The organism is Streptococcus australis (genome assembly GCF_040226615.1).
In the GTDB taxonomy this organism is placed as follows: domain Bacteria; phylum Bacillota; class Bacilli; order Lactobacillales; family Streptococcaceae; genus Streptococcus; species Streptococcus australis_E.
On sequence record NZ_JBCOAT010000006.1, the window covers coordinates 54,914 to 81,609 of the forward strand.

22 protein-coding genes are annotated in these 26,696 nt (G+C 43.1%); 9 read left to right on the top strand and 13 right to left on the bottom strand.

The genetic code is table 11. The features are described 5' to 3' along the window. Positions 1-403 precede the first annotated feature (403 nt). From ABT997_RS06545 to pulA, 6 genes are all read left to right on the top strand, one after another. On the top strand, positions 404-1,660 hold the full coding sequence (locus ABT997_RS06545; RefSeq protein ID WP_129822583.1) for an extracellular solute-binding protein: 1,257 nt from the start codon (positions 404-406) through the stop codon (positions 1,658-1,660). Between the two features lie 81 nt (positions 1,661-1,741). Then, the gene (locus ABT997_RS06550) at positions 1,742-3,037 is read left to right on the top strand and encodes a sugar ABC transporter permease (RefSeq protein ID WP_009731885.1); all 1,296 of its coding nucleotides are present in this window, start codon (positions 1,742-1,744) and stop codon (positions 3,035-3,037) included. Position 3,038: 1 nt separating this feature from the next. Continuing rightward, on the top strand, positions 3,039-3,881 hold the full coding sequence (locus ABT997_RS06555; RefSeq protein ID WP_006596980.1) for a sugar ABC transporter permease: 843 nt from the start codon (positions 3,039-3,041) through the stop codon (positions 3,879-3,881). A gap of 228 nt (positions 3,882-4,109) precedes the next feature. Then, positions 4,110-4,922 carry a DUF1189 domain-containing protein gene (locus ABT997_RS06560; RefSeq protein ID WP_342991687.1) on the top strand — a complete coding sequence of 271 codons (813 nt, stop codon included), beginning with the start codon at positions 4,110-4,112 and terminating at the stop codon, positions 4,920-4,922. A gap of 11 nt (positions 4,923-4,933) precedes the next feature. Next, positions 4,934-5,917: a LacI family DNA-binding transcriptional regulator gene (locus tag ABT997_RS06565; protein WP_350019005.1), complete on the top strand. Its 984-nt coding sequence runs from the start codon at positions 4,934-4,936 to the stop codon at positions 5,915-5,917. Between the two features lie 8 nt (positions 5,918-5,925). Further along, on the top strand, positions 5,926-7,977 hold the full coding sequence (pulA, locus tag ABT997_RS06570; RefSeq protein WP_350019006.1) for a type I pullulanase: 2,052 nt from the start codon (positions 5,926-5,928) through the stop codon (positions 7,975-7,977). A 33-nt stretch (positions 7,978-8,010) separates the two neighbouring features. Here pulA and ABT997_RS06575 read toward each other — a convergent pair whose 3' ends face one another. The 11 genes from ABT997_RS06575 to ABT997_RS06625 form a co-directional block, all read right to left on the bottom strand. Continuing rightward, positions 8,011-8,952 (bottom strand): YitT family protein, encoded by a 942-nt coding sequence (locus ABT997_RS06575; protein ID WP_126404986.1) that lies wholly within the window; start codon positions 8,950-8,952, stop codon positions 8,011-8,013. A gap of 70 nt (positions 8,953-9,022) precedes the next feature. Then, positions 9,023-10,777, bottom strand: a complete 1,755-nt coding sequence (gene aspS / locus ABT997_RS06580) for an aspartate--tRNA ligase (protein WP_350019007.1) — start codon at positions 10,775-10,777, stop codon at positions 9,023-9,025. 100 nt (positions 10,778-10,877) lie between these two features. After that, the gene (locus tag ABT997_RS06585) at positions 10,878-11,114 is read right to left on the bottom strand and encodes a hypothetical protein (RefSeq protein WP_195612000.1); all 237 of its coding nucleotides are present in this window, start codon (positions 11,112-11,114) and stop codon (positions 10,878-10,880) included. Positions 11,115-11,257: 143 nt separating this feature from the next. Continuing rightward, positions 11,258-12,526 carry a D-alanyl-lipoteichoic acid biosynthesis protein DltD gene (gene dltD / locus ABT997_RS06590; RefSeq protein WP_195611992.1) on the bottom strand — a complete coding sequence of 423 codons (1,269 nt, stop codon included), beginning with the start codon at positions 12,524-12,526 and terminating at the stop codon, positions 11,258-11,260. After that, positions 12,519-12,758 (bottom strand): D-alanine--poly(phosphoribitol) ligase subunit DltC, encoded by a 240-nt coding sequence (gene dltC / locus ABT997_RS06595; RefSeq protein WP_061564509.1) that lies wholly within the window; start codon positions 12,756-12,758, stop codon positions 12,519-12,521. The genes dltD and dltC overlap by 8 nt, the downstream gene beginning before the upstream one ends. An 18-nt stretch (positions 12,759-12,776) precedes the next feature. After that, positions 12,777-14,027 (bottom strand): D-alanyl-lipoteichoic acid biosynthesis protein DltB, encoded by a 1,251-nt coding sequence (gene dltB, locus ABT997_RS06600; protein WP_350019008.1) that lies wholly within the window; start codon positions 14,025-14,027, stop codon positions 12,777-12,779. Then, positions 14,024-15,574 carry a D-alanine--poly(phosphoribitol) ligase subunit DltA gene (gene dltA / locus ABT997_RS06605; protein WP_195324264.1) on the bottom strand — a complete coding sequence of 517 codons (1,551 nt, stop codon included), beginning with the start codon at positions 15,572-15,574 and terminating at the stop codon, positions 14,024-14,026. Before dltA ends, dltB begins: the two co-directional genes overlap by 4 nt. Before the next feature lie 14 nt (positions 15,575-15,588). After that, the gene (locus ABT997_RS06610; protein WP_006595368.1) at positions 15,589-15,717 is read right to left on the bottom strand and encodes a teichoic acid D-Ala incorporation-associated protein DltX; all 129 of its coding nucleotides are present in this window, start codon (positions 15,715-15,717) and stop codon (positions 15,589-15,591) included. Between the two features lie 146 nt (positions 15,718-15,863). After that, positions 15,864-17,129 (bottom strand): S41 family peptidase, encoded by a 1,266-nt coding sequence (locus tag ABT997_RS06615; protein ID WP_195324265.1) that lies wholly within the window; start codon positions 17,127-17,129, stop codon positions 15,864-15,866. A gap of 367 nt (positions 17,130-17,496) precedes the next feature. Beyond that, positions 17,497-18,180, bottom strand: coding sequence for a DUF4956 domain-containing protein (locus ABT997_RS06620; RefSeq protein ID WP_343093997.1), 684 nt, complete (start codon positions 18,178-18,180; stop codon positions 17,497-17,499). Next, a complete protein-coding gene (locus ABT997_RS06625) occupies positions 18,173-18,952 on the bottom strand; it encodes a polyphosphate polymerase domain-containing protein (protein ID WP_350019009.1) in 780 nt (259 codons plus the stop codon). Before ABT997_RS06625 ends, ABT997_RS06620 begins: the two co-directional genes overlap by 8 nt. Positions 18,953-19,180: 228 nt before the next feature. Here ABT997_RS06625 and ABT997_RS06630 point away from each other — a divergent pair, with 228 nt between their 5' ends. Together ABT997_RS06630 and ABT997_RS06635 are read left to right on the top strand one after the other, a co-directional pair. Continuing rightward, complete coding sequence (locus ABT997_RS06630; protein WP_350019037.1) at positions 19,181-20,431, top strand: carbohydrate-binding domain-containing protein; 1,251 nt, start codon at positions 19,181-19,183, stop codon at positions 20,429-20,431. A gap of 371 nt (positions 20,432-20,802) precedes the next feature. Continuing rightward, positions 20,803-21,468 carry a DUF4947 domain-containing protein gene (locus tag ABT997_RS06635; protein WP_350019010.1) on the top strand — a complete coding sequence of 222 codons (666 nt, stop codon included), beginning with the start codon at positions 20,803-20,805 and terminating at the stop codon, positions 21,466-21,468. Between the two features lie 65 nt (positions 21,469-21,533). Here the strand turns inward: ABT997_RS06635 and ABT997_RS06640 are convergent, their stop codons facing one another. Continuing rightward, positions 21,534-24,329, bottom strand: coding sequence for a YhgE/Pip family protein (locus tag ABT997_RS06640; RefSeq protein ID WP_350019011.1), 2,796 nt, complete (start codon positions 24,327-24,329; stop codon positions 21,534-21,536). A gap of 135 nt (positions 24,330-24,464) precedes the next feature. Here ABT997_RS06640 and ABT997_RS06645 point away from each other — a divergent pair, with 135 nt between their 5' ends. Continuing rightward, entirely contained in the window at positions 24,465-25,001 is a 537-nt protein-coding gene (locus ABT997_RS06645) for a TetR/AcrR family transcriptional regulator (protein WP_350019012.1), read from the top strand. Positions 25,002-25,312: 311 nt separating this feature from the next. Here the strand turns inward: ABT997_RS06645 and ABT997_RS06650 are convergent, their stop codons facing one another. Then, complete coding sequence (locus ABT997_RS06650) at positions 25,313-26,671, bottom strand: bacteriocin secretion accessory protein (protein ID WP_350019013.1); 1,359 nt, start codon at positions 26,669-26,671, stop codon at positions 25,313-25,315. Positions 26,672-26,696 lie beyond the last annotated feature (25 nt).

Sequence of the window (26,696 nt, forward strand, 5' to 3'; positions counted from 1 at the left end):
GTTCTCATTCCGACTCTTAGAAGGCATAAGAAGCGACCAACTTTCAGACATAGAAATAAATTTAGCCTATTTATAAATGACCTTAGATCATCGTTATGCAACGTTCAAGGAAAACGTTTGCGTTACGTGTCCATTATAAAGTATTCTTGTGGTTTATGCAAGAGGTTTCCTAAACTTTTATGATTTTTTCTGCGGGTTCACCCCACGCCTAGTTTATCCCTTTCTCATTTTCTTGTCAACTATTTGTGTGTATTTAATAGAAGATAAAAATTTTTAAAAAATTTTTGCACAAAGAGCTTGCAAACGTTTTCTCTCTGTGATATACTATTCGTGTTAAGGAAAACGTTTGTCTAAAACGTTTTCAACTAATAATCTTATTTTTATTCTTTAGGAGGAATAAATCATGAAACGCACAATTCTTCGAAGCGCTGCTGTACTTGGTACAGTTGGATTCGCATCACTTCTTTTGGTAGCTTGTGGAGGCAAAAAAGACGACTCTGCTGCTTCTGAAAACGAGTTGACAGTATACGTTGACAATGGCTACAAAGCTTACATGGAAGAAGCTGCGAAAGCTTTTGAAAAAGAAAGTGGAACAAAAGTAACGATCAAGACAGGTGACGCTCTTGGTGGATTGGACAAATTGTCTCTTGACAACCAATCTGGTAAAGCTCCAGACGTTATGATGGCACCATACGACCGTGTAGGTGGCCTTGGTAACGACGGTCAATTGGCTGAAGTGACATTGAACAAAGACAGCAAGACTGACAAAACAACTGAATCACTTGTAACAAACGGTGGTAAAGTATACGGTGCACCAGCTGTTATCGAAACATTGGTTCTTTACTACAACAAAGACCTCTTGCAAGAAGCTCCAAAAACATTTGGCGAACTTGAAGAATTGGCAAAAGACAGCAAGTATGACTTCGCTGATGAAGATGGTAAAAACACTGCCTTCCTTGCTGACTGGACAAACTTCTACTATGCATACGGACTCCTTTCAGGTAACGGTGGCTATGTCTTCGGTAAAGATGGTACAGATCCAAAAGACATTGGTTTGAACAACCAAGGTGCGATCGACGGTATCGAATACGCAAAAACTTGGTACGCTAAATGGCCTAAAGGATTGCAAGACACTAAAAGTGCTGCAAACTTCATCCAAACTCAATTCCAATCAGGTAAGACAGCAGCCATCATCGATGGTCCATGGAAAGCATCTTCATTGAAAGAAGCCAAAGTAAACTACGGTGTAGCAACAATCCCTACTCTTCCAAACGGAAAAGCTTACTCTGCCTTCGGTGGTGGTAAAGCTTGGGTTATCCCTGCAGGTGCTAACCACCCTGAAGCAGCTCAAAAATTCGTAGACTTCTTGACTTCAACTGATCAACAAAAAGCTTTCTACGATAAGACGAACGAAGTGCCAGCTAACACAGAAGCTCGTGAGTACGCTGTTGGTAAAAACGATGAATTGACAACTGCCGTTGTTAAACAGTTTGAAAATGCACAACCAATGCCAAACATCTCTGAAATGAGTACTGTTTGGGATCCAGCTGCAACTATGCTCTTCGACGCTGTAAGTGGTAAGAAATCTGCTAAAGATGCTGCTGACGGTGCTGTTAAATTAATCAAAGAAACTATCGAACAAAAATTCGGTGGCAAGTAATACAGTTCCCAAGGGGCTGGGAGTGTTTCCCAGCCTTTAGCTGTGATGTGGCCTCTGGTCGCTCACTTATAAGGAGTCGATATGGAAACACAACAAAATCCAAAAAAGGCAATGTGGTTATCCCTCATTCCTGGCTTGGGACAAATCTATAACAAACAGAAAGCAAAAGGATACATCTTCCTTGGTGTAACACTTGTCTTTCTCGCTTACTTTTTCGGTATTGGTTTGGAGGAATTGTCTAAACTCGTTACCCTCGGTACTGTCCGTGGAAAAGATAATTCTCTTTTTATCTTGATTCGTGGGGCCTTCCACTTAATTATCACCGTCGTTTATTTGATGTTCTACGCCTTGAATATCAAAGATGCGGGTACTGTAGCTAAGCGGATTAATAACGGTATTCGAGTGCCGAAGACCCTAAAAGAGATGGTGAATGCTATCTATGAAAATGGCTTCCCCTATCTCTTAATCATCCCTTCTTATATTGCCATGACCTTTGCAATCATCTTCCCTGTTTTGGTTACCTTGATGATTGCCTTTACCAACTACGACTTTAAGCATACTGCTCGCTTTACGCTCCTTGATTGGATCGGACTTCAAAACTTCACCAACATGTGGACTTTGAGTACCTTCCGTTCTGCCTTTACATCTGTATTGGGCTGGACCTTGATCTGGGCCTTGGCAGCTTCAACACTTCAAATCGTCCTTGGTATCCTGACGGCCATTATTTCCAACCAACCATTCATTAAAGGAAAACGCATCTTCGGTGTCATCTTCCTTCTTCCTTGGGCGGTTCCTGCCTTCATTACAATCTTGACCTTCTCAAACATGTTCAATGATAGTATCGGGGCCATTAATGCGCAAGTTCTTCCGCTCTTTGCGAAGATTTTCCCATTCTTGGATGGAGTTCTCATTCCTTGGAAAACAGATCCTACCTGGACGAAGATTGCTTTGATTATGATGCAAGGTTGGCTCGGCTTCCCTTACATTTACGTCTTGACACTCGGAATCTTGCAATCTATTCCAAATGATCTTTACGAAGCAGCCTATATTGATGGGGCGAATGCTTGGCAAAAATTCCGCAACATTACCTTCCCAATGATTTTGGCGGTTGCGGCACCAACGCTCATCAGCCAATACACCTTCAACTTTAACAACTTCTCCATTATCTACCTCTTTAACGATGGTGGACCTGGATCTGTTGGAGGAAATGCTGGTTCGACAGATATCTTGATTTCTTGGATCTATAAATTGACAACGAACTCATCACCTCAATACTCAATGGCTGCTGCGGTTACGTTGATTATCTCTCTGATTGTGATCTCGATCTCGATGATTGCCTTCAAGAAACTGCACGCATTTGATATGGAGGATGTGTAAAATGAAAAATTCAGTTCAATTTAAACGCCGCCTGAATCATTTCTTGACTTACCTCTACTTGGTTGTCCTTTCCATCATCATCATCTATCCCTTGTTGATCACGGTTCTTTCAGCCTTCAAAACTGGTAACGTCAGTGCCTTTACGCTTGATTTCAGTGGCAGTCTCAGCTTTGATAACTTCCAAAAACTCTTTACGGATACCCTATATGGTACTTGGTATCTCAACACCTTGATTATCGCCATTATTACCATGGTTGCTCAAACATCCATCATTACCTTGGCAGGGTATGCTTACAGCCGCTACAACTTCTTGGCTCGTAAGCAAAGTTTGGTCTTCTTCTTGATTATCCAAATGGTCCCTACCATGGCTGCTTTGACTGCCTTCTTCGTTATGGCTCTTATGTTGAATGCCTTGAACCACAGTTGGTTCCTGATCTTCCTCTATGTCGGTGGGGGAATCCCAATGAACGCATGGTTGATGAAGGGTTACTTCGATACAGTCCCAATTTCACTTGATGAATCTGCAAAATTGGATGGTGCTGGACACTTCCGTCGCTTCTGGCAAATCGTCCTTCCGTTGGTTCGCCCAATGATTGCGGTCCAAGCTCTTTGGGCCTTCATGGGACCTTTTGGAGACTACATCTTATCTAAATTCTTGCTTCGCGATGAAATCAATTACACGGTAGCTGTTGGTCTTCAGACCTTTATCAGCGACCAAAAAAATCAAAAGATTGCCTTCTTTGCGGCAGGTGCGATTCTGATTGCAGTCCCAATCTGTGTGCTGTTCTTCTTCCTTCAAAAGAACTTTGTTTCAGGTTTGACAGCTGGTGGGGATAAAGGATAAAATAAACTTTTCTATAACCTTCCAGCAATAATGAAAAGGACGAGATCTCCTCTCGTGCTTTTCTCCCAGTCACATAAATTTTATCTTTAAGGAAAGGATGGGAGTGGGACAAGGATAGCAAGTTGATTGATTTGCTACCGGTCTCTCTCCCATCTTTGGTTAAGGATAAAATCTTGTTATGCTCTCCATACAAGGGAAATCCATCCCGGAGATTAGAAAGGTCTCTTCATGCCCTATCCATTTAATTATTTTTCCAGCCTTTTTCAGGTAAGAAAAGCATTTGCGAACCGCAAACAACTCAACTGGTTCCAAATGATCTTTACCTCACTCTTTCTTCTTTCCTTAACCCTGATTCCTGTTGCCGTTCAAAATGCGGAATTACAGACCTACCCCTTAACCACCTTTGTTAGCGATGTCTTTGATCCCTTAACAGAGGATGTTATGAAGGACTTGAAAGAAAATGTCCGTATTGAACAGCATGAACTAGTCTATAACAGTCATTTTGGAGTTCATAAGAACAAAGCTGGCCATGTTATCATTGGTCATCACGAAGGGACTCCATTAGGTGAAAAATTAACCCTCTATTTCGATAAGACCCAACTAGTGATCAGCAGAGAAAATAAAGAACTTGCAAGCATTCCTTATCAGGCAATCAATCAAAAGAGTCTTGAAAACAAAGATGCTTTAAGCCAAGCCATTTCCAAAGATTGGTTCCAAGCCAATCGATTGGCAGTTAGTCTCTTCCTCGTCCTCTTCTCAGGTTTCTTATCTGCTGTGAATTTTGCAATTTTAGTATTTGGAGCTTCCTTCTTCCTCTTCTTGACACGGAAGTCCCGTCTCTTCTCTCTCAAGACCTTCAAAGAATGCTTCAACTTCACTCTCAACTGTCTTGGATTGCCTATTCTTGCGAGCGTCCTGATCAGTTTAGTATTCCACCAAGTCTTTACGACAACCATCTTGATCCAAAATATCCTATTTGTCTTGTTCCTCGCACTTGCTTTCTATAAGACTCATTTCCGGGATCCAGATTACAAACCTTAGGGAGGTCCTTTATGCGTGTCACCATCAAAGATGTAGCCAAACTTGCTGGCGTTGCACCATCTACCGTTACACGAGTGATTCAAAATAAATCTACCATCAGTGAAGCTACTAAAGAACGGGTTCGTTCTGCCATGAAAGAACTAGATTACCATCCAAACCTCAATGCTCGTAGCTTAGTGAGCCAGTCCAGTCAGGTGATTGCCCTTGTCTTGCCTGATGAGAGTGATGTGTTCTTCCAAAACCCCTTCTTCCCTACGGTCCTCCGTGGGATTAGTCAGGTTGCTTCTGATTATGGCTATGCCATTCAGATTTGTACAGGGGCGAATGAAACCCACCGCCTCGATCAACTCAAACAAATGATTTATGGTAAGCGGGTAGATGGGCTCATCTTCCTCTATTCCAAATTGAATGATCCTCTGGTTGACTTCTGTATTCAAGATAAATTTCCTTTCTTGATTTTAGGGAAAGCAACTTCACCTTTTGTATCCTTAGTCGATAACGACAATGTTAAGGCAGCCTTTGACGCGACCGAATATTTTATCAACAAGGGATACCAACACATCGCCTTTATTGGAGGAAATAAGGAATTGGCCGTTTCTCAAGACCGCTACAAGGGTTACCAAGAAGCGCTTGCCAGTCACCAGATCCCTCTTCGTAAGGAATTGGTCAAGTTCTCCTTTGGTTTCTTGCTGGAAGAAAATTCTTACCAAATCATGGATAGCCTGCCTTTTGAAGAACTTGAAGCACTCATGACAACGGATATTCTAGTTGCCGAAGGGGTTCGGAGATACCTAAGCGACAAACAAGTCGACCTTCCGATTATTTCCTTCGACTCCATTCAACCGCGGATCCCTATTGATGCCTATATTGATATCAATACGGTTGAATTGGGACGCGAATCTGTCAGAACCTTACTCCAAATTATTAAAGACAACAAGGAAAACAAAACTGTTTGCTACAGACAACTCATTGAACACTCGATTATTGAACTTTAGGAGAACCTATGACCACACACTTTGCAGCTTATTTAGATGACCAAGACTTGATTCGCATGGAAGGAGGAGAGAGCGTAACAGCCTTTCTTCCTTTTACCTTGACGTCTGGTTCGAAAACGATTGAACTCTTGCCGACAGAGGAAGAAAAAACTCTTCGAAGCCCCCTTCCCATCGACATGAGTCAAAGCTATACCCTCTCCAATGCTAAAGGAGAAACCTGCCTCCTACACTACCGGGATATTGTCCGCCAACCCATCTTTGATCAGCTATATGCCTATGATGGAGAGGATTTAGGAGCTCATTACTCAAAAGAAAAAACGACCTTTGCCTTCTGGGCTCCCATTTCTCAAGAGGTTCAGGTCTTGATCAACCAAACTGTCTACCCGATGGAGCGGACAGAAAAAGGTGTATGGCGTCTAGAACTCGAGGGAGATTGGGAAAAAGCCTCTTACTACTACCAACATCAAGTCAACGGTGTAACCCATATCGTTCATGATCCTTATGCTCTTTCTTCTGAAGCCAATTCCGGAGCTAGCTATGTCATCGACCGGCACAAGATTGAGCGCCCTATCCAGAGAGCCGCAACCCAACTAGATCCGACTCAGGCCATTATTTATGAATTGAGTGTTCGTGATTTCTCCATGCAAAAAGAAGCTGGTTTCCATCATCCTGGAACCTTTCCAGCCCTCTTAGAATCTCCTAAGCATGGAGAACAGACCTTTGGCTTTGACTATTTGAAATCTTTGGGCATTACTCATATTCAGCTCTTGCCCCTCTATGATTTCGGAAGCGTGGATGAAACCAAGCCTACTTCTGGCTACAATTGGGGCTATGACCCTGTGCAATACAATGTTCCTGAAGGAAGTTTTAGTACCCAGGCAAATGATCCTTACCAACGGATTCTCGAGCTACAGCAAGTGATTGATGCCTACCATAAGGCAGATCTCAGCCTCATCATGGACGTTGTCTATAACCATGTTTACCTCTCTGATGAATTTGCTTTTGAGCGGATTGTCCCAGGCTATTTCTATCGCTATGACCAAGACCGTCAACGAACCAACGGAACCTTCTGTGGCAACGATGTAGCCAGCGAGAGAGCCATGGTTCGCAACTACATCAAGCAGTCAGTCAAGCAATGGGTTCAACTCTACGGCTTTGATGGTTTCCGCTTTGACCTGATGGGCATTCTTGACCGCCAAACCATGATGGAAATTCAAGAAGAATTAGTAGCCATTTACCCCAACATTTACCTTTATGGAGAAGGGTGGAAGATGGATACCGGACTATATCCTGAACTCCTGGCCCATCAATACAATGCCAGTCAACTCCGTCCGTATGGCTTCTTCAGTGACAATTTCCGTGATACCATTAAACGAAGCATCCTGAACGAAGGACGTATCGACAGTCGCTATCAGGCCAATGATCTGGCTAATATTTTGACTGGTAACGTCGGTCTCAAAGGAGCACCCCACTTTGTGCGCCCGCAACAGGCAATCAACTATGTGGAATGCCACGATAACGCAACCTTCTTTGACTATCTCAAGGTTGAAGATCCAAATATTTCAGAGGAGCAGCGTCAGGCTAAAGCTAGACTCGGCTTGCACCTCGTCCTCTTGGCTCAAGGAGTTCCCTTCCTACATGCTGGTCAAGAGTTCTATCGCAGCAAGGGCTTAGAAGAGAATACTTACAATCTTCCAGATGCTCTAAATCAACTAGACTGGCTTTCTTCTACAGCTTATGAAACAGATATTCAGTTCCTGCGCGAATTGATTGCCTATCGGAAAGAGGAAGAGCTCCTCCGCCTTGTAAATGCCCAAGACATTCGAGATTATTGTCAAGTTACTTGGACTTCGGAGAAGACCTTCTCATACAGCATCGAGAAAGACGGTCGTAAGTTGCTTATCTTGGTCAACCTGGGGGATCAAGAATGGTCCTACCGACTCAAACAGCCTGCTAGATTAGCAATTTCCTACCCTCATATTTATGGAGGAGATCAAAATCTTTCTCAAGAAGAATTTACCGTTCCAGGCCATGGCTGGATCTTGGTAGAAAAAGCATAAAAAATTCCTGCAAGAACTTCTTGCAGGAATTTTTTAATCTTCTACTTCGACAAAGCGTCCAATAATATGAACATTGTCTGAAATTGTTATAAAAGCTTGAGGATCCGCTTTTTCCATTAAAAATTTAAACTCATTAAACTCTGCTCGGGTAATAACAGTGAGCAAGACCGCTTTTTCCTGATGGTTATAGGTACCTTCGGCATTGTGAATAATGGTTGCCCCACGATGCAAGCGCTTATGGATTTTCTCAATAATCTTATCCGGTTGGCTAGTGACAATCATAGCTTGCATCCGCTTCTGCTTGGTAAAGACGGCATCTGTCACTCGACTAGAAACAAAAATCGTAATCATCGAATAGAGGGCATACTTCCAACCAAAGGTCATCCCTGCTATCAACATGATGGTCCCATTGACGATGAGAGAAATTTTACCGACATTCTTGCCCGTTCGCTTTCGAATAGTCAAACTGACAATATCGGTTCCCCCACTTGAGATATTATTCCGAAGAGCAAAACCAATCCCTGTCCCCATAACAACACCCCCAAACAAGGCGTTCATGATAGGGTCATTGGTGAGAGTAACTTCGGGGACAAATTGGATAAAGAAGGAACTCATGGACACCGTGATAAAGGTGAAAATGGTAAATTTATGGCCAATTTGATACCAGGCAATAATCATTAAGGGTAGATTGATGGCATAAAATGACAAGGAAACAGGAATCGTAAAGCCCAAAAATCGATCACTAAGAGCGGAAACAATCTGTGCTAACCCTGTCGCTCCACTTGAATAGACACGTCCCGGCTGGAAAAAGAAGTTCACAGCAATCGCAGATAAAAATCCATAGACCAATGAGGCTGAAATCTTTTCATCATACTTTTCGCGGGAAATACTTTTCAAGACCCGTAATAATTTAAAATTATAAGCAATTCTTCTCACATAAAAACGTAAGATTTTACCTAAGCGAGTTTTTTTCATGACTATCTCTCAATTTATAAATAAAGGGAAAATCTCAGAAGCTACTTCTGCTGATTTTCCGCTTTTATTCTTACTCCTCAGTTTTGACTTCCACTTGTAGACTCAACTCCTCCAGTTGTTTAGTGGCTACTGTAGAAGGGGCTTGGGTCATCGGATCTGTTGCCTTATTGTTCTTAGGGAAGGCAATCACTTCACGGATATTCTCCTCACCAGCTAACAACATAACAAAACGGTCCAAACCAAGAGCCAATCCACCATGTGGAGGGAAACCATAATCCATAGCTTCTAGCAAGAAACCAAATTGCTCTGTTGCATCTTCTTTTGAGAAACCGAGAGCTGTAAACATCCGTTCTTGCAATTCTTTTTGGTTAATCCGGAGACTTCCTCCCCCAAGTTCGTAACCATTGAGCACAATGTCATAGGCAATGGCACGTACCTTGGCAAGATCGCCCTCTAATTCATGAGCTGTCTCTGCTTGCGGAAGTGTAAAGGGATGGTGGGCACTCATGTAACGGCCTTCTTCTTCAGACCACTCAAACATTGGCCAATCTACCACCCATAGGAAGTTGAATTGACCGTTGTCAATGAGGTCCAATTCCTTGGCAATTCTACAACGAAGGGCACCTAGTGTTGCGTTGGCTACTTCTAATGTATCTGCTACAAAGAGGACCAAATCTTTTTCTTCCAACTGTAAAGCACTTGTCAACTCTGTTGTCACATCTGTCAAGAACTTAGCAACTGGGCCGTTCAAAGCACCATCCGCTACTTTGACCCATGCTAGACCTTTAGCCCCATATTGTTTGGCTACTTCGGTCATCTTATCGATGTCTTTACGTGAGTAGTTATCTGCAGCGCCTTTGACGACAATGGCTTTCACTGCTGGAGCTTCTGAAAAGACCTTGAAGTCTACGCCCTTTACAACTTCTGTCAAGTCTGTCAAGAGCATCTCAAAACGAGTATCTGGTTTGTCAGAACCGTAAAGAGCCATCGCATCATCGTACTTCATCCGTGGGAAAGGAAGTGTCACTTCAATTCCCTTGGTTTCTTTCATGACACGTGCGATTAAACCTTCTGTAATATCTTGAATTTCTTGCTCTGTCAGGAAGGAGGTTTCTAAGTCGACCTGTGTAAACTCAGGTTGACGGTCTCCACGTAAATCTTCATCACGGAAACATTTGACGATTTGATAATAGCGGTCAAAGCCAGCATTCATCAATAACTGTTTGGTGATTTGAGGGCTTTGAGGCAAGGCATAAAAGTGCCCCTTGTTAACACGAGATGGAACGAGGTAGTCACGCGCCCCTTCTGGAGTTGACTTAGAAAGGAAAGGTGTTTCCACATCGATAAATTCCAACTCATCCAAGTAGTTGCGGATAGAATGCGTTACCTTGGCACGTAATTTCAAGTTTTCCAACATTTCTGGACGACGCAAGTCCAAATATCGATAGCGTAGACGGGTATCGTCGTTAGCTTCAATGCCATCCTTGATCTCAAATGGTGTGGTTTTTGCCGTATTAAGGACAGTTAAGGAAGAAACATGCATTTCAACCTGACCTGTTGCAATTTTATCATTAGCTTGCTGTCTGGCAGCAACTTGACCTGTCACTTCGATCACATACTCGCTACGAAGACTCTCAGCCGTTGCCATTACTTCCGAATTGACCGTCTCTGGATTGATGACCAATTGCATAATCCCTTCACGATCTCGCAAATCAATAAAGATCAAGCCACCCAAATCACGGCGTCGACTCACCCATCCTTTGAGGGTCAGTTCTTGTCCAATGTGTTCCTCGCGAACACGTCCAGCATACATGGAACGTTTCATTGTATTTTTACTCTCCAAACTAATATTCTTCCTTCTATTTTACCATAAAGCCTGTCAGATAAGTGCTTTTCCAGAGATTTTTCCAGAAAAAACAGTTCTTTTATTCAGCTTCTTTCCCGGTAGGAGCTTTCTCTTGTTTGGCCTCTTCATCGTATAGGGTTGGGGCCAAGATTTTCATCAGACTAGCTGTTCCAAAACGCATGATAGCTGCCAAGACTCCAAATATTGGAGCCAAGTTACGGAAAAAGAAGTCTCCTCTGATGAATTGGGTGATGAGGCCCGTAATGAGAAAAATCACGATTCCTTGAAGAATCGCATAAACAGCTATTTTCTTCATTGTTTTCATGGTTTACCAGTTTCTCTCTTTCTAGTAGATAGACTTATCCACAAGTCTGTGGATAAGTCTGTGAATATGGGGATAAGTTTCTTTAAAACTATAGGAAAAAGGTTGAGACTGGGTATTCTCAACCTCTTCGCATCTTACTTAAATTGATCCGGCTGGCCTTTATAGTTAGCCCAGTCCTGACTTAAGAAACGATTGTTAATCTTGTATTCAGGAGCCGGTTGAGGGTTGGAGACAAAAGGATCAACTGCCTTGTCAAATGCCAACCATCCATTCCAGCCCATATGAATGGTGTCCTGCATAAAGTAGGGATTATCACCATCTTTAGAAAAATCAGCAATATGGGTAAAGCCTTGACTTTCTAGTTGGTAACGGATTTTTTCAACTGTCCGTTGATACATTTCTTTACTCAAACCTGTATAAGCCATCCATTTCGAGTTCACTGGAGGGATGACAAAGATGACATTGGTTTTAGATTGAGCAAACTGATCCAAGACCAGTTGTAAATCATTGTATTCTGGGGATTGTTCATAGGATTCATTCTTTTGGAATCCTTTGAGTTTCTTGAGCTTACTCGCAAGACGATGAGTATAAAAACTATTACTAATGCCTAGTTTATTATTATTGGTTTTCTTTTTGGCTTCCGCCGTCGCCACCTCTTCCAAGGCTTCGTAAGAAAATGTATCTGGCAAGTCGTTTAAGCGAGAGAGAACTTTCTTCTCATAGTTGCTATTGTTCATTGCCGTGAAGGTGCTAAAGAAGGCATCCTCCCGACGAACAAAGCGCATGAGGGTCTGATTGAGACCTTTTTCAAAACTAGATAGATTTTGACCTTTGGCTAGCTTCTGAACTCCTCCCTGCATAGCAACATTAGGATACTGCTGCAAGAGACGAGATGCCGCATACTGGCTTGCTGGCCCAGCTTCTTGGTTGGCCAAAAAGCTCGTTAATTGATCACTGTTAAAGTATTGCTGGAAGGCCGATGAATCATAACCGTCCTTCGTAAACCACTGGGGCGATACCACATAAACAGCCGTTTTCCCTTCTAGTTGAGGAAGAATTTGCTGCATCCCAAAATATTGGTTCAAAGACGCTGCCCCTCGTTGACCTAGAAAATACGGACGATAAGAGCGATCATACTTCTCAGCTAGTACTGCTGGGTGGACGATGTCAAATCGCAACCATTCGCTGGAACCAAAGAAGGGTACAAAACGATAGTTGGGATCCCCGAGCGCTTCTTCCTTACGGGCACGACTTTTAAAGCCTTCTGCCGTCAAGCTCACTGCGGCCTTTTTCTCCTCTGTCAGATTATGTTTGTGGTTAATCGGATAGAAAAAGAGAAGAGTAGCGACAAGAGCCATGGCGCAAAAGACTGGACCCAGAATCAGCCACAATCGTTTAAGCATTCTGAAGCTCCGTTACACCTTCTACGATTTTGTTGGCAGTATTCCAGTCATCACGACCAAATTCAGATACTGGAACCCGAATATCGAAGCGGTTTTCCAATTCAACAATCAACTCAACGGTTCCCATGCTATCAAGAACACCCGCATCAAAGAGATCCTCATCCATCATGTCTGAGACATCTTCCATAAACAATTCGTCAATAATTTCAATTACTTGTGATTTTACATCCATTTTTCATTTTTCCTTTTCTTATTTCATTTTTGGAAACCATTGCTGATCCAAGAAACCTGAGAAGATCAGGAAGGACAGCATAACAGTGTTGAAGGTAATAAAGATTCCAAGAGCCTGAGTCCAGCGATTATCTGGCAGGGGCTCAAGTCCTTTTGCTTTGCGCTCTTTATTCAGTGTCTTCTTCTTCCGAAGCCAGGCATCATTAATCACGAGACCTAGACCGTGGAAGAGGCCATAAGCAACATAATACCAGGTCACTCCATGCCAGAAGCCCATGACCAACATGTTGATGATATAGGCAACGTTTGACGTTGTAATCCGACTCTGAAAGACCTTGTTGCGCATCAAGACCATGACCAGACGCATAAAGACAAAGTCACGGAACCAGAAGGACAAGCTCATGTGCCAACGATTCCAAAATTCCTTTAAATCACGCGATTTGAAGGGGAGGTTAAAGTTGATTGGGCTCTTAATCCCCATCAAGTTGGATGCCGCAAGGGCAAACATGGAATAGCCTGCAAAGTCAAAGAAGAGGTCCAAACCAAAGACATACATCACCCCTAAAGTTCCTAGGTTAAAGACGCCCCCTTGAAGAAGGGCATAAGTCTTGACATGACCTAGCAAGAGATGACCAAAGATATGAGCTAGAATGAACTTATAGAGGAAGCCAAGCATGATATACTTGACGCTCTGCTCCAGCATATCGAGGAGCTCATCCCGATCTGGAATCGTTAGGTAATCTTCATTGAAGCGTTTGAAGCGGTCGATTGGCCCACTTGAAAAAGTCGGCATAAAGAGCAAGAAACGCAAGAATTCCCAGAGACTAAATTCTTTGAGGGTCCCATCTCGCATCTCGATAATCATCCCTACCGCTCGGAAGGTCAGATAGGAGATCCCAAGGAATCCCATCCAAGACTGGGTCCCATCAATGGCTGGTTGCACCTTCACAAAAACCAAGGGCAAAACGACCAAGAAAGAGTGAAGGTAAAAGATCCACTTGCTATCACGCTGGCTTCGATAGAATTTATAGGAGTAGACCCAAAGGATTTCCCAAAAGAGGTAGAACAGAACCGCATAGATTTGTTTCAAATCCGTCCCTGTCAGCATCAAAACAATAAAGGCTAGACTGACCAAGGCTTCATAGACTGGGAAACGCTTTTTAAAGAAGAGGCCAACAAAGATGGGCAATAAGGCCCCAATCAAATAAATAAAGTAGACCGGGGTGACATAGGGTTCTAAATGAGGGAGCTGTTTCAAAAACTCGATCATCGGTTGTTAACCTCGCTAATCAACCCTTTGATGTCGATTTTCCCATTTGGAGTTAGCGGCAAGCTGTCACGGTAGAGGAATTTTGAAGGCATCATATAAGACATCATGATGTGTTCCAAATCTTCCTTAATGGCTTTCGTGATATCAATTTCGCGCTCAAATTGTTCTTTGACCCCATCTTTTAAGATGACATAGGCCAAGAGATTTTGCACCTTGTGATCTTTGTTGTAGCGCGGTACTGCGACAGCCGAGTCGATGTACTGAGACTTGTTCAAGTTTTGAGAAACATCTTCTAGCTCAATACGGTAGCCGTTAAACTTGATTTGGAAATCCATCCGTCCACCATAGAGAAGAAGGCCTTCATCCGTCATGGTTCCGACATCTCCCGTATGGTAGGCTGGAAGACCTTCAAATTCGAAGAAGGCTTCTGCTGTTTTCTCTGGATTATTCATATAACCTTTTGAAACAGCTGGACCAGATACGATGATTTCCCCTTGCTCTCCATTTGGCAATTTATTGCCTGCCTCATCAATGATGAAGGTTGGAGAATCTTCTTTGGTATAACCGATTGGCAAGCGTTTAAGAGTCGCTAACATCTCATCTGTGATTGCTACTGCCGACAAAGCAACGGTTGCTTCTGTTGGCCCATAAGCATTGATGATGCGCGCATTTGGGAAACGCTCGCGCAATTTCTGAGCGGTTTTCACGGTCAACTCCTCCCCATCAAAGTAGAAATGGGTGATGCCTGGCATCTTTTCAGCATTGAAATCCTCAGACAGCATAGCCATATCTGCGAAAGATGGTGTTGAAGTCCAGATCGCAATCGGAAGAGAAAAGATGGTTGCAAAGAGTTGTTTGAAGTCTTGAGTGATGGCTGATGGAAGGGCAAAAAGCGTTCCACCAAGAGCCAAGGTCGGTGCCCAATACATGACAGACAAGTCAAAGGAATAGGGCGGTTGCGCCAACATTTGCGGACGCTCTGGCGTCGCAAATTCCTTGTCTGTGATCATCCAGTTAGTAAAGCTGAGCAAGTTATCATGCGAAATTTGCACCCCTTTTGGTTTTCCAGTTGTCCCTGAGGTAAAGATGATGTAGTAGTTATCATCCCCTTTGACCGGATGTTGCAAATCATAAGCATTCTGAGCCGCATAAGCTTCACGCACTTGCTCCAAAGACATGATCGGAGCAGCTGGGTTTTCGATTGGGAACTCATTGATGGCAATGATCAGGCTTGGCTCTGCTACTTCAACAATAGCAGACACACGCTCCAAGGCCGAATGGCTATCAATTGGGATATAAGCATGGCCAGATTTGGTCAAGGCCACAAAGGTTGCTAACATTTCATATTCTTGGCCACCAAAGACCACAACAGGGGACTTTTCAGGAAGTCCCATTTGGTCGATGTGAGCTGCTAAACTATCTGAGTCTGCCTTCAATTGGCCATAGGTATGCTCTTCTCCAAGGACATTGTAGACAGGATAGTCTGGTTGCAGTTGGGCGAAGCGCTCAATCGCCTCGATCATATCAGTAATTGGTTGGTTTGACACGGTAGGGATCTCCTTTAGAATTCATTGTAGATAAAGCCACCCTGACCTTGACCAAGGTAACTAAAGAAATAGAGTAGGGCTAAGAAAATAGCGAAATACAAAATTGTTTGCCCTATAAATTTATAAAGTGTTTTATGTTTCATCTTTTTCACTCTTCATTTTGATTTTCACTGACTATTTTACCATTTTTTGTTCAGTCATAGCAATCCAAACACAAGGAAAAAATACTAGAAAACGTTACCATAAGAGACGATTACTTTCCTGATTAAAGCCAACCGCTATCTAAGCATTATCTTGCCGTTTCGCAACTCTGGCGAATCAACTCCAAACACTTGTCTAGATCTACATCTCTTTCAAAATGGTCGGGACTCCAGGGAACCTCTATATCCGGCTCCACACCTTGATCCGTCATTCCTTTTCCTTGATCCAAGCTTAGACAGCGAGAAGTAGGAAACATCAATCGATAATCGCCATAATCAACAGTACAACAATTGGAATAGTCTAAAATTCCTAGAGTTGGTCTACCTACCACCGTTACCTTCTTAAACTGCTTCATCATCTGGACAAAATTATCACCAGATGATCGACAATAAATATCTGATAAGATAAAGATCTGTTCGGGATATTGGCCACCTCTAACCTCTGGGAAGAATTCCTCGCTTTCTTGCTGATACGGCACATAGCCTTTTCCCCGATGGCGTAGTAACCCCTCTTTCATAGCTTCAAGTAGTTTAGCTGTTTCAGGACTAATTTCTTCCTGTTGCATCCAGTCCTCAAAATCCTTTAAGCGTAAGTCGACATTGCGTTCCGTGTAGAGAATTTCCATGCCATCATCGTCCCAGTCAAGCGAATCATAGCCCTGATCCTTCTCTAAGCCTAGATGTAACAGAGGAAGATATAAAGAATCTGTCCCTCCGCCGTTCTGTCGGACATCAATGAGAAGAAACTTGACCTCCGTCATCATCGGTAAACACTCTTGATATACCCGACTAATGGCTCCTTCATCCATAAAATTATCCAGACGAAGATAAAGAATCTCATCGTCTAATCGTTTCCAAAAAATCTGATCTTGGATTGGTTCTCGACTGGGTGCTACTTCAATGGTCTTTTCTGCCCCTTCTCGAAGCAGGGTGACCCTTGTGGACTGAGAGACCAAATCCGCCCATTCTCGGTAGTGTCTTTCAGGGGTCTTACTGATAAAATAGTCCTTATGAAGAGACGCCACCTGCTCCAAGTCACTTCCATCCAAAGCTAAGATCTGATCTCCTACTTGAAGTCCCGTATCTTCATTTGCCCCTTCTACAAAGAGACCGTCGTCTGTCGAGCGCAATAAAAAACCTTTGTTGGGGGCCTTTTTCTTTCCAAAGGAAACATGGCCGATCACTCCAAAACTAGCTAGGTAGGACCTGACTTGATAAAGAAAGGCATCATCCGTCATATCATCTGTAATTTTTTCTCGAAAAGGCTCTGGATCGCATCCTTTTCTATCTTTGATGGTAGATGAATCTTGAGTCATAATAGAGACGACATCTTCAAAAATAGCAGTCTTTTTCATAAAGGATCCCTTCAATTTTTTAGAAACAGTATACCACTTTTCCTTAAAAAGTTCTTAAAAGCCTAAAAAGCTATCCTAAAGGAGGATAGTGTTAGAATGGAAACAAACTATTGTTTTACATAAAACAGTTAGATGATTACCAAAAAATGACTTTTATTTTTTAGTTATTTAAGAAGATCAAAAAACTTTCCGCTGTGAGAAAAGTGCCTGAAACATTTGTGTTTCAGGCACTCGGAATTATTGAGACCTTAGGCTCAATAATTAGTCATGGAACTTTGAAGAAGTTCGCTGACGTCCGTACTCACCTAAGGAAAGTTTTTCAAAGACTTTATCTTCAATCTGAAGCTATCCTAAAAGAGGATAGCGTCTATAAATTCTTTCTTTTCTTAGCCTTTTTGGTCAAGGTGACATCGCAATGATAAATTTCTTCTGTTAGGAGGGTCGTCATTGCAAAATCGTCAACTTCTGGTCTCAGATCTACTTCATAATCCAAGGTAAGCTGTCCCCCATTTTGGCTTGTATTGACCGAAATCAAGTCGACTTCTGTACAATTGCGTTCCAATAAATGGCTGATCCTATCCGCAATCCTAGCCTGATTTTCTAGCTCAATCGTCAGGTGACGGCGCCGTTGGTGGTCGGTCTTACTTTGCTTGGTTTCGAGCAAGAGCCAGATGGCTAACAGAAAGGCCGTAAACAAAACTGCTAATAAGAGGTAACCCGAGCCAGCTGCCAAACCAATAATCATGGCTAGGAAAATCGCGATCAATTCTCTCGAGCCGCTGGTAGCAGACCGAAATCGAATCAAGCTAAAGGTCCCTGCTACTGCAATCGAGGTCCCCAGACTCCCGTTCACCAGGAAAATCACCAGGGTCATCATGCAGGGAAGCAAGGTGAGACTGACGATAAATTCACGCGTATAGAGGGTACGGTATTTGTAGGTCCAAGACAGGGCCATCCCGAGCACCAAGCTGACCAGTAAGGCCAACATCAGGCGCACCGGATCTACGGTTGCCGTAGCATTATTAAAAATAGAATCAAATAGATTAGACATAGGCAGCACCTGTCCTTTCTTGAATTGGCGTTGGTGCATAGTCTAAGCCTTGTGACTTATGGTAGGCACAACTGTATTTCGAAAATTTCTGTTTGACCAGTCCGTACTTATCCAGAATGTCCTTCAGCCACTGAGGTTCTTCACCTAGGGCCTTGATTTCCATAATGATGGTATTTTCTTCTAATAAAGGCTCTCCAGCTTTCCCACGGAGGAGACTGACCTGCTGATCACGATAGACCAAGTTTTGATCCAGAGTGACCCGAATCTTATTGTAAGGATAGCCTTGGATGCTCTTCTTTTCTTTTAAGGACAAACGATCGTAATAGATGTACATCTGAGGCTGTAGTCGGTTATCATAGCGCTGGCGCAGAGCTTGGATTTCTTGAACCAAGTCCAGATCCTGAATGGTCTGATCCACTAGTCCATCCGTCATGAGGCGGGTAATGGAGGAAGGGTTCGAGACCAGGCGGAACTTATGACCAATTCCTTCTGCATCCTTTGATTTTACTTCTAGAAAAGCCGGACTCTTCACTGTTGGATGCTCTACATAGGCCCGCATCCGGATCTTTTCACGACGGTTCTGTTTAGCAAGGGCATCTTGGATCACATCAAAGTCTTCGGTATCAAAATAGACATTTGAAATCGTGGAAATGGGATAATCGTCTTCAACAACATATTTCTTTAAATCTTTCAATAAATCATCCAAGTCTTCTTTATTCACCACATATTTGGTTTCAATCCGCTTGAAGCTTGTCTCTACCGTTTTTTTCATGTTTTTCTCCTTTTGTTCTATAAATAAGTTGTCATTTTCTTTATCGTTATTTGTTGCAAAGCCACGAGTCGCTTTACTTGTTCCTTAGTTTAGTGGCCTTTTCTTAAGCTTTCATTAAGCCAAACTTAAAGAAAACCAAAGTTAAGGTTCCTTTCAGAAAAACTTTAGGAAACTTTCAGCTAGCAACTTTAGACTAGGAGCATATCAATGGAACGAGAGGAAAAGCTCATGAAATCAAACAAATGGAAATTCTTATTAACGGGGGCCGCTACCCTCACCTTACTGACAGCTTGTACCCAAGCGTCATCTCAATCAGCTACAACAAACAATACCGCCCAAACAACCGCAACTTCTACTTCAAATAGTAAAACAGATAGCTCCAACTATTTTACAGATAAGGACAAGGACACTTCTTATGATGAAAGTACAGCCTCTACTGTAAAACTGTCTGGATCTTCTGCAACTGTTTCAGGGGACGGCGTAGCCGTTTCTGGATCCACCGTGACCATCTCGAAGGCCGGAACCTATGTCATCTCTGGTGAATCCGACGGGGTTCAAATCAAGGTCGAAGCAGGTGAGTCAGATGATGTTCATATCATCTTAAAAGGGGTTACCATGACCAACACCAACGCGCCAATTTCTGCTACGAAAGCGGGGCATGTTTACCTGACTTTAGCAGAGGGCACGACCAATACCCTATCTGATTCAAGTTCAAACAATGATGAAGATGCCGATGCGGTCATCTTCTCTAAAGGAGATCTCACCATCAATGGTTCAGGTACGCTCAACATTGATGCCAAGAAGAACAACGGGATCAAGGCCAATGATACCCTCCACATCACAGGTGGAACCTATAAGATCACGGCTGTTGGAGATGCCTTCAACGTCAATGATGAACTCAATATCACTGGTACGACCATGACCATCGATGCAGATGAAGATGCAGTCAAGGTGGATAATGATGAAGATACATCTGTTGGAACCATGTATCTGTCTGACAATACCATGACCATATCAGCCGGAGACGATGGCATCCATTCTTCTGGAGATCTGATCATCGATAGCGGAACCTATAAAGTAACCGAGTCTGTCGAAGGTCTCGAAGGAAAATCGATTACCATCAACGGTGGAGATATCACCATCTACGCAAGCGATGACGGGGTCAATGCGGCTAATGCCAATGCCAACCAAGATGAAATTTTCTTCACCATGAATGGTGGAACCCTCAATGTTGAAGTTGGGCAAGGCGATACCGATCCAATCGACTCTAACGGCAACGTCACTGTGACCGGAGGAACCATCAATTTGACGGGGCAATCCGGCTTTGACTTTGATGGAACAGCTACCTACACAGGCGGAGATATCTATATCAACGGTGAAAAACAAACAGAAATTGTCAACTCCATGCCTGGAGGCGGTGGGGCTCCCGGAGGTGGCGGACCTCAAGGCGGTGGACCTGGCGGGCCTGGTGGACGCTAAGCCCTTCTTTCAAGGCCACTAACTGAAGCACACAAGAGAGTGGGACAGAAATCGGTAATTCGTTAGAATTCGATTTCGTCGTCCCACCTCCGCACAGTTGAGTAAGGCTGTAAAAGCTGATGAAATCAGCGTAGTAGAGCCCACTCAACCACTGCGTCTTGCTCGACAATCCAAAGACAATTAAGAGGCTAGAACTTTTGTCCCAGCCTCCTCGCTTCAAATGAGATCACAAGGAGCTGACCCTTACAGGAGAGAAAGCTTGTATGAATACCTACTTCGTACAAGATCTCTCCTGTTTTTTCGTGCTTTCCAAGCTTTTATAGTGTACAATAGAAGAAATAGCGCTCTATAATTAGAAAGGGATTTACATGATGTCTAAAAAAATCACTCTCCTTACAACGCTCTTTTTGAGTCTTTTCTTCTTGACAGCCTGTATGTCTGATTTTGAATCACATTTCAAACCGGATGAAACGAGCTCTCGTACCTCTTCTAAAAAACAAGAGAAAAGTGAAAAAGAAGCCCCATCATCAAAAAAATCATCTAAAGCTAGCTCTTCCAAAAAAGAGAAGAAAGAGTCTGAGACAGAAACCAGCTCTAGCAAAAAAATGGAGGAGCTCCCTGCCAATGCTAGCGAAGCTCCAACAGACAAGATCTATGCAACAGGCGATTCTGTCGTTTACTATAAAAAATATGACGGTGGATTAAAAGTGCATACACCTGATTTCGAAGGCTATACAACAAAAATAGTCAAAAAAATTCTTGGAAAACCTGAAAAAACCCATGTTGATTCAAATTATATGCTCGAGACCTTTTCAGAAAAGGAAAAAGAAAACCTTGTTAATCTCTATCAAGAGGGTCTTTTAACAGAGGAGCAACTCCATGCTTTTTGGACTGGTGTAATCGATCTAGCTCAAACGTCTCAATTAGAGCAAACTTTTACAGTCTTTACCTACAAAGAAGGACAAGTTCAACTTGTCTTTAAAGATGACAACCTTGTCTATGTTACTCCAGATCCAGAAGTGCTTTATTTTAACTAAGAAAAAGCCCTCTTCTCTATTGAGAAGGGGGCTTTGTTTCACATGAAACTATGGATAGAGGAAGCTTAGTCTTCTTCCATTTTTTGAGGTTGATAGGCTATCATTCCTAGGCCAATACACAAGCCCAAAACTAGGGTAAGGAAGGTGACTTGTCCTCCTATCTGACCAGATAAGGAAATGGTTTCCCTTAGTCCCGATACGGTATAACTCATCGGCAACAGCGGATGAATAGCTTGGAAGAAACGATTGGTGAGGGCAAGCGGATAAGTCCCTGCACTAGAAGCCAGTTGAAGGAGCAAGAGAATCAAAGAGATAAAAGCTCCGACCTTGTTGTTCCATGTCGTTAAGGCAGTCACCATGGACATGAAGGTCACACTTCCTAGCACACAGAGGAAGAGGGTCAAGCTTTCATGGTTTGCTACCATTCCTAGCAGGTGGACAGCTCCGTAGACCAGGATACCAGCTAAGACCGCAATCATCCCGTTCACTTCCAATCTCGATTTAAGCCAAGCCCAACGACTTTCTGGATGACAGCCAGATGGCAATTTGGCAAAAATCATATTGGTAGAAAGAGCCGCGACGAAAAGGGCAACAGATATCATATAAGGTGCCATGCCCACTCCATTCACCGAAACATTGTCATGGTCTGTCTTCGAAAGAGTGATTGGATTTGACAATACGCTTGCATTTTCTTTTTCAGTGCTAGCGCTATTTAGTTGGTCCTTAGCTGAACTCAAGCCTTGACTAAGATTCTGACTACCTGTTTGGAGATCACCTAAGCCTCCGACAAGAACCTGACCTCCTGTCGCTAATTGACCAGAGCCATCAGCTATCTTAGTTGCACCATCCGCCAATTGATGAGAACCTGATAGTAACTGACCTGATTTATCCGACAACTGATCGACTCCTGATATCAGTTGATCAACACCGCTAGCCAAAACTGGTGTTTGACCATTTAGTTGACCGATCCCACTAGCTAGCAAACCAGCGCCTGTTGTTAATTCACTAGACTTACTAGTCAATTGATTGGCTCCTGAAGCTAATTGAGCCATTCCAGCAGTCAGAGTTGGCATTTTCCCATTTAGGTCTCCCAATCCTGCTGCTAGTTGATTACTTCCCATTACCAAGTCACCAGATTTCTGCTCCAGCTGACTTGTCCCCGCACTTAATTGAGTAGCTCCTGCAATCAAGCTACTGCTATTATCCGTAAGCTGACTAGCTCCACCGGCTAACTGATCCACCCCTGTCGTATAGAGTTGAACGCCCTGGCTAAGGGTTTGGCTAGCTGGGAGAAGTTGCTCTGTCACTGCTGTCTGCACGGAGCTCAAGCTAGTTGAAAGAGTATTCAAGGTAGACGAAGCTGTTGGCAAGATCTGGTTGGCACTTTCTTTTACTGTGGCCAAGGGACTCTCGGTTGTTAAGCTTTCTTGCAAGCCTTGAACAGTGGTTAAAATCGCTTGAGCAGCAGTCTCCGTGCTACTTGAAGTAGCAGAGACAGCAGCCGTCATTTCTGCCTGTTGCTCAGCTGTCATCGATTGATAGGCAGCAGTAGCTTGAAGATTTGCTAGCACCGAATTGCGGTCAGCCTGTGCTGCTGCTGAAATCCCTTGAGCAGAGGTGGCGATGGTTGCCAAAGCTGTGCTGAGTTGACTGGTATCCCCGCTCGTGTTCTGAATAGCTTCATTTAATTGGGTGAGGCCTGCTGTTAATTGGGAAAGTTGCTCTTGTTGATTTGGTTGCGGAGTGAGTTGTGTGGATAAGGTTTGAATGCCTGTCTCTAACTGAGACACTCCATTTCTTAATGCTTCCGATTGGCCGCTTAATTGACTAGCTCCACCACTGAGAGTAGCAAGCCCAGAGCTATAGCTGGTGAGGCCAGCCGTCAAGTTACTAGCACCAAGATTCAACTGACTAACTCCCTTTGTGTAGGTATCCAGTCCCGTTGAGAGAGTCGTCATCCCTGTATGCAATTGGCCAATTCCAGAGGCTAACTGAGGCGTTTGACTAGCCATTTGGTTCAAACCATCTCCCAGCTGTCCAACTCCCGACGTATAGGTCGTCAAACCACTACTAAAGGTAGTAAAACCATCATGAAGTTGCCCAACTCCCGATACGAGGGTGGGAACTTTCTCCTGCATTTGATGAAGACCAGTTCCTAATTGGCTAACTCCATTGGTGTAGGCCAAGAGACCAGTGCTAAGAGTCTGTGCCCCATTTGAAAAAGACAGACTCGAATTGGACAAGGTGGTCAAATGGTCTGTCAGGGTCTGTCCACCCTCTTTTAGCTGACCAGCACCGGTCGCTAATTTCTGGCTTCCTTCCGCTGCTGTTCCCATCCCTGTCTTCAAACTTCTCATCTTTTCGAAAAGAGCGCTGGTATAGGTTTGAGTGACATTGCTAGCAACGGTTTGCTGGATTTTTATCATGGCTGAATCACTCATCTTACCAGCAATAAAGCTATGCCCACTAGATGTTTGGTAGGCAATGGTCATCTGTTCTGGGTGATTGGTTAAGATAGAAGCAGCTTTAGCAGATAGATCTTTGGGCAAGGTCACCACCATATAGTAATCACCCTTTTCCAGCCCCTCTTTAGCTGCTCTTTCATCGACAATATGAAAATCCAGAGCGTCACTTTTCTCAAAATTGGACACCATGTCTTTTCCGATTGTCAATTCTTCTTCCTGATAACGAGCCGGCTGGTCTTGATTGACAACTGCTACTGGCAGGTCAGAAACCTTGCCATAAGGATCCCACATAGAGGATAGAAAGATCACATTGTAGAGAGCTGGTATCAAGGCAACCCCGATCATCACAACGATGAAGGTCGGTTTCCTAAAAATCGCTTTCCATTCCTTAAACATTTTTTGTCTCCTTTTTATACACATTGTCTAATTTTTTGATATAATTGATTATACAGTTCTTATTAAAAACCGCAAGTTAAAAAATTTATTTTTGGACACTGTGTATAATTTTGTTTATAAAAGAGGGAGACTAAAATGGTTACCGAAAGCAATAAGCGAATAAAAACAAAACGGATCATCCAGGAAGCTATGGTTAACCTCCTTCATAGAAAGTCCTTTGATGAGATTTCAACCGTTCAGTTGGCAAAAGAAGCCGGTATCAGCCGGAGTAGCTTCTATACCCACTACCGCGATAAGTACGATATGATTGAGCGCTACCAACAGGAATTTTTCCACAAAGTTGAATACATCTTCGACAAACAACAAGATGATAAACACCAAGCTGTTACCGAAGTTTTCGAATTTCTCACCAAGGAGCCCCTCTTTGCTGTCCTTCTAACCGAGAATGGGACAAAAGAAATTCAATCCTTCTTGCGGCACAAGCTACAAGTTCTACTAGTGGATAGCTTGCAAGAGCGCTATGGCCATCGATCTTTGACCGAAATCGAAAGAGACTACAGTTCTGTCTACCTCACCAATGCCTTCTTTGGAGTCTGTCAAATGTGGGTGGCGCGTGGTCAAAAAGAAAGCCCCCAACAAATGGCGGACTTCCTATTAAAAATGCTAGAATAAAAAAGAGACCTCGGTCTCTTTTTTGAATGTAGACAAACTATTGTTTTACATAAAACGGCCAGATGATTTTCAAAAATGACTTTTATTTTTTTAGCCATTTAATAAAAAGATTAAAAACTTCCCGCCGTGAGAAAAGTGTTAGAAACACTAGTGTCTCTAACACTCGGGAGTTTTGAGACCTTAGGCTCAAAACTAAGTCATGGAACTTCGTAGAAGTTCGCTGACGTCCGTACTCACCTAAGGGAAGTTTTTCAGAAGACTTTATCTTAAATCTGAAAAGAGACCTCGGTCTCTTTTTATGTTATGTTTCTTTAGTTCCCCGCTCCTAAAAATTGATCCACAAAGAAACTAAAGTAAGATTTTTCTCCTGTGATCAGGACACACTTCCCTTCCAATCCGTACCGTAGAAGTTTTGCCTCATGATCCTTGAGACGAAGAACTCCCTCGATTTTGAAAAAATTCCCCTGTTCTGTCCGAGTGGCACTCGAAGCAATGGAGCTAATACGGGCCTCTAGCGTAATTGGTTTTTGTTTACTTCCCTGTGTGCTAAAGCGAATCCGATCTCCCACATGAATCGTAGCTATATCTTTTGAAGGAATATAGGTAACAATCTTGACTTCTTTTTCTTTCTGAATGAGTGGATAAACTTGTGCCAAAGGAGTGCCTTCCGTTACAATACTCGCTCCTTTTGTTTCATCATTCAAATGAATTACCCCTTCATCCTTAGCTAGAATCTGAGTCTTCTGAAGAAGAGTTTCTTGTGTTTTTAACTTACTGTCTAAATCTGCGATTTGCTGAGAAAGAAGCAACAGATCTTGTCCAACCTTACTTAGCTGTTGAGCTTTCAGCGAAGCTATTTGACTATCTAAACTGGTCGAAAAAGCTTGTTGACTTCCGGATCCCGCATATTGAATTCGATAATTAGAAATACTCGCTTCTAGCTGCTGGATTTGACTATCCAGTTGACTGATAAAAGAAGCTTGTGCTTGAGCGTTTTCTTCTCCATGTGGTTGCTGAGCGTAACTCTGGTAGAGGGAGTAAAGTGGATGAGTCGCATCCAGACTTCTTTCCTCTAGGAGAGCTGATTTTAGACTACGGTAATCAGCTAATCGCTTCTCCTGGTCTTGGATAGCTTGGCCAATTTCTGCTTGACTGGAACTTGCACTGGCATTTTGAGAAGCAATAGTCGCATTTTGTTGATGGGCTTGCGCTTGGAGAATCGCTATCTGTTGCTGGTAATCCTTAAACAGCTGATCATACCCAAAATGCTCATTTCCTGTAAACTGACTCTCCCCGGTCTCAATGCTCGTTTTCAACAGTTTTAATTGTTCCTCCTGTTTCTTCAAGAGATCTAGCTGTTGCGTCAAGCTCATTCCTTGTTGTTTTTCCTGATCCTCCTGGTATTCTACCAAGATTTCGCCCTTCTTAATCTCTTTATTTTCCTTCAAATGGTTGACTTGAATGGGAGAATTACTCGTTGACTGGATTTGGTCCACCACGCGCGTAGCTTCAATCGTCCCACGACTAGACAAGGTCACTTCCTTCTTGGCAAAGACAGAGAATCCCACAATAAACAGTAGTAAAAGAAAACAAGGGACTACCCACAAACTAGCAAAATTATGGAAACGTTTCTGATAGAATTCTGCACTTTCAAAATATTTTTCGTTCATCATACTCTCTTTTTTTCTCCTAGTC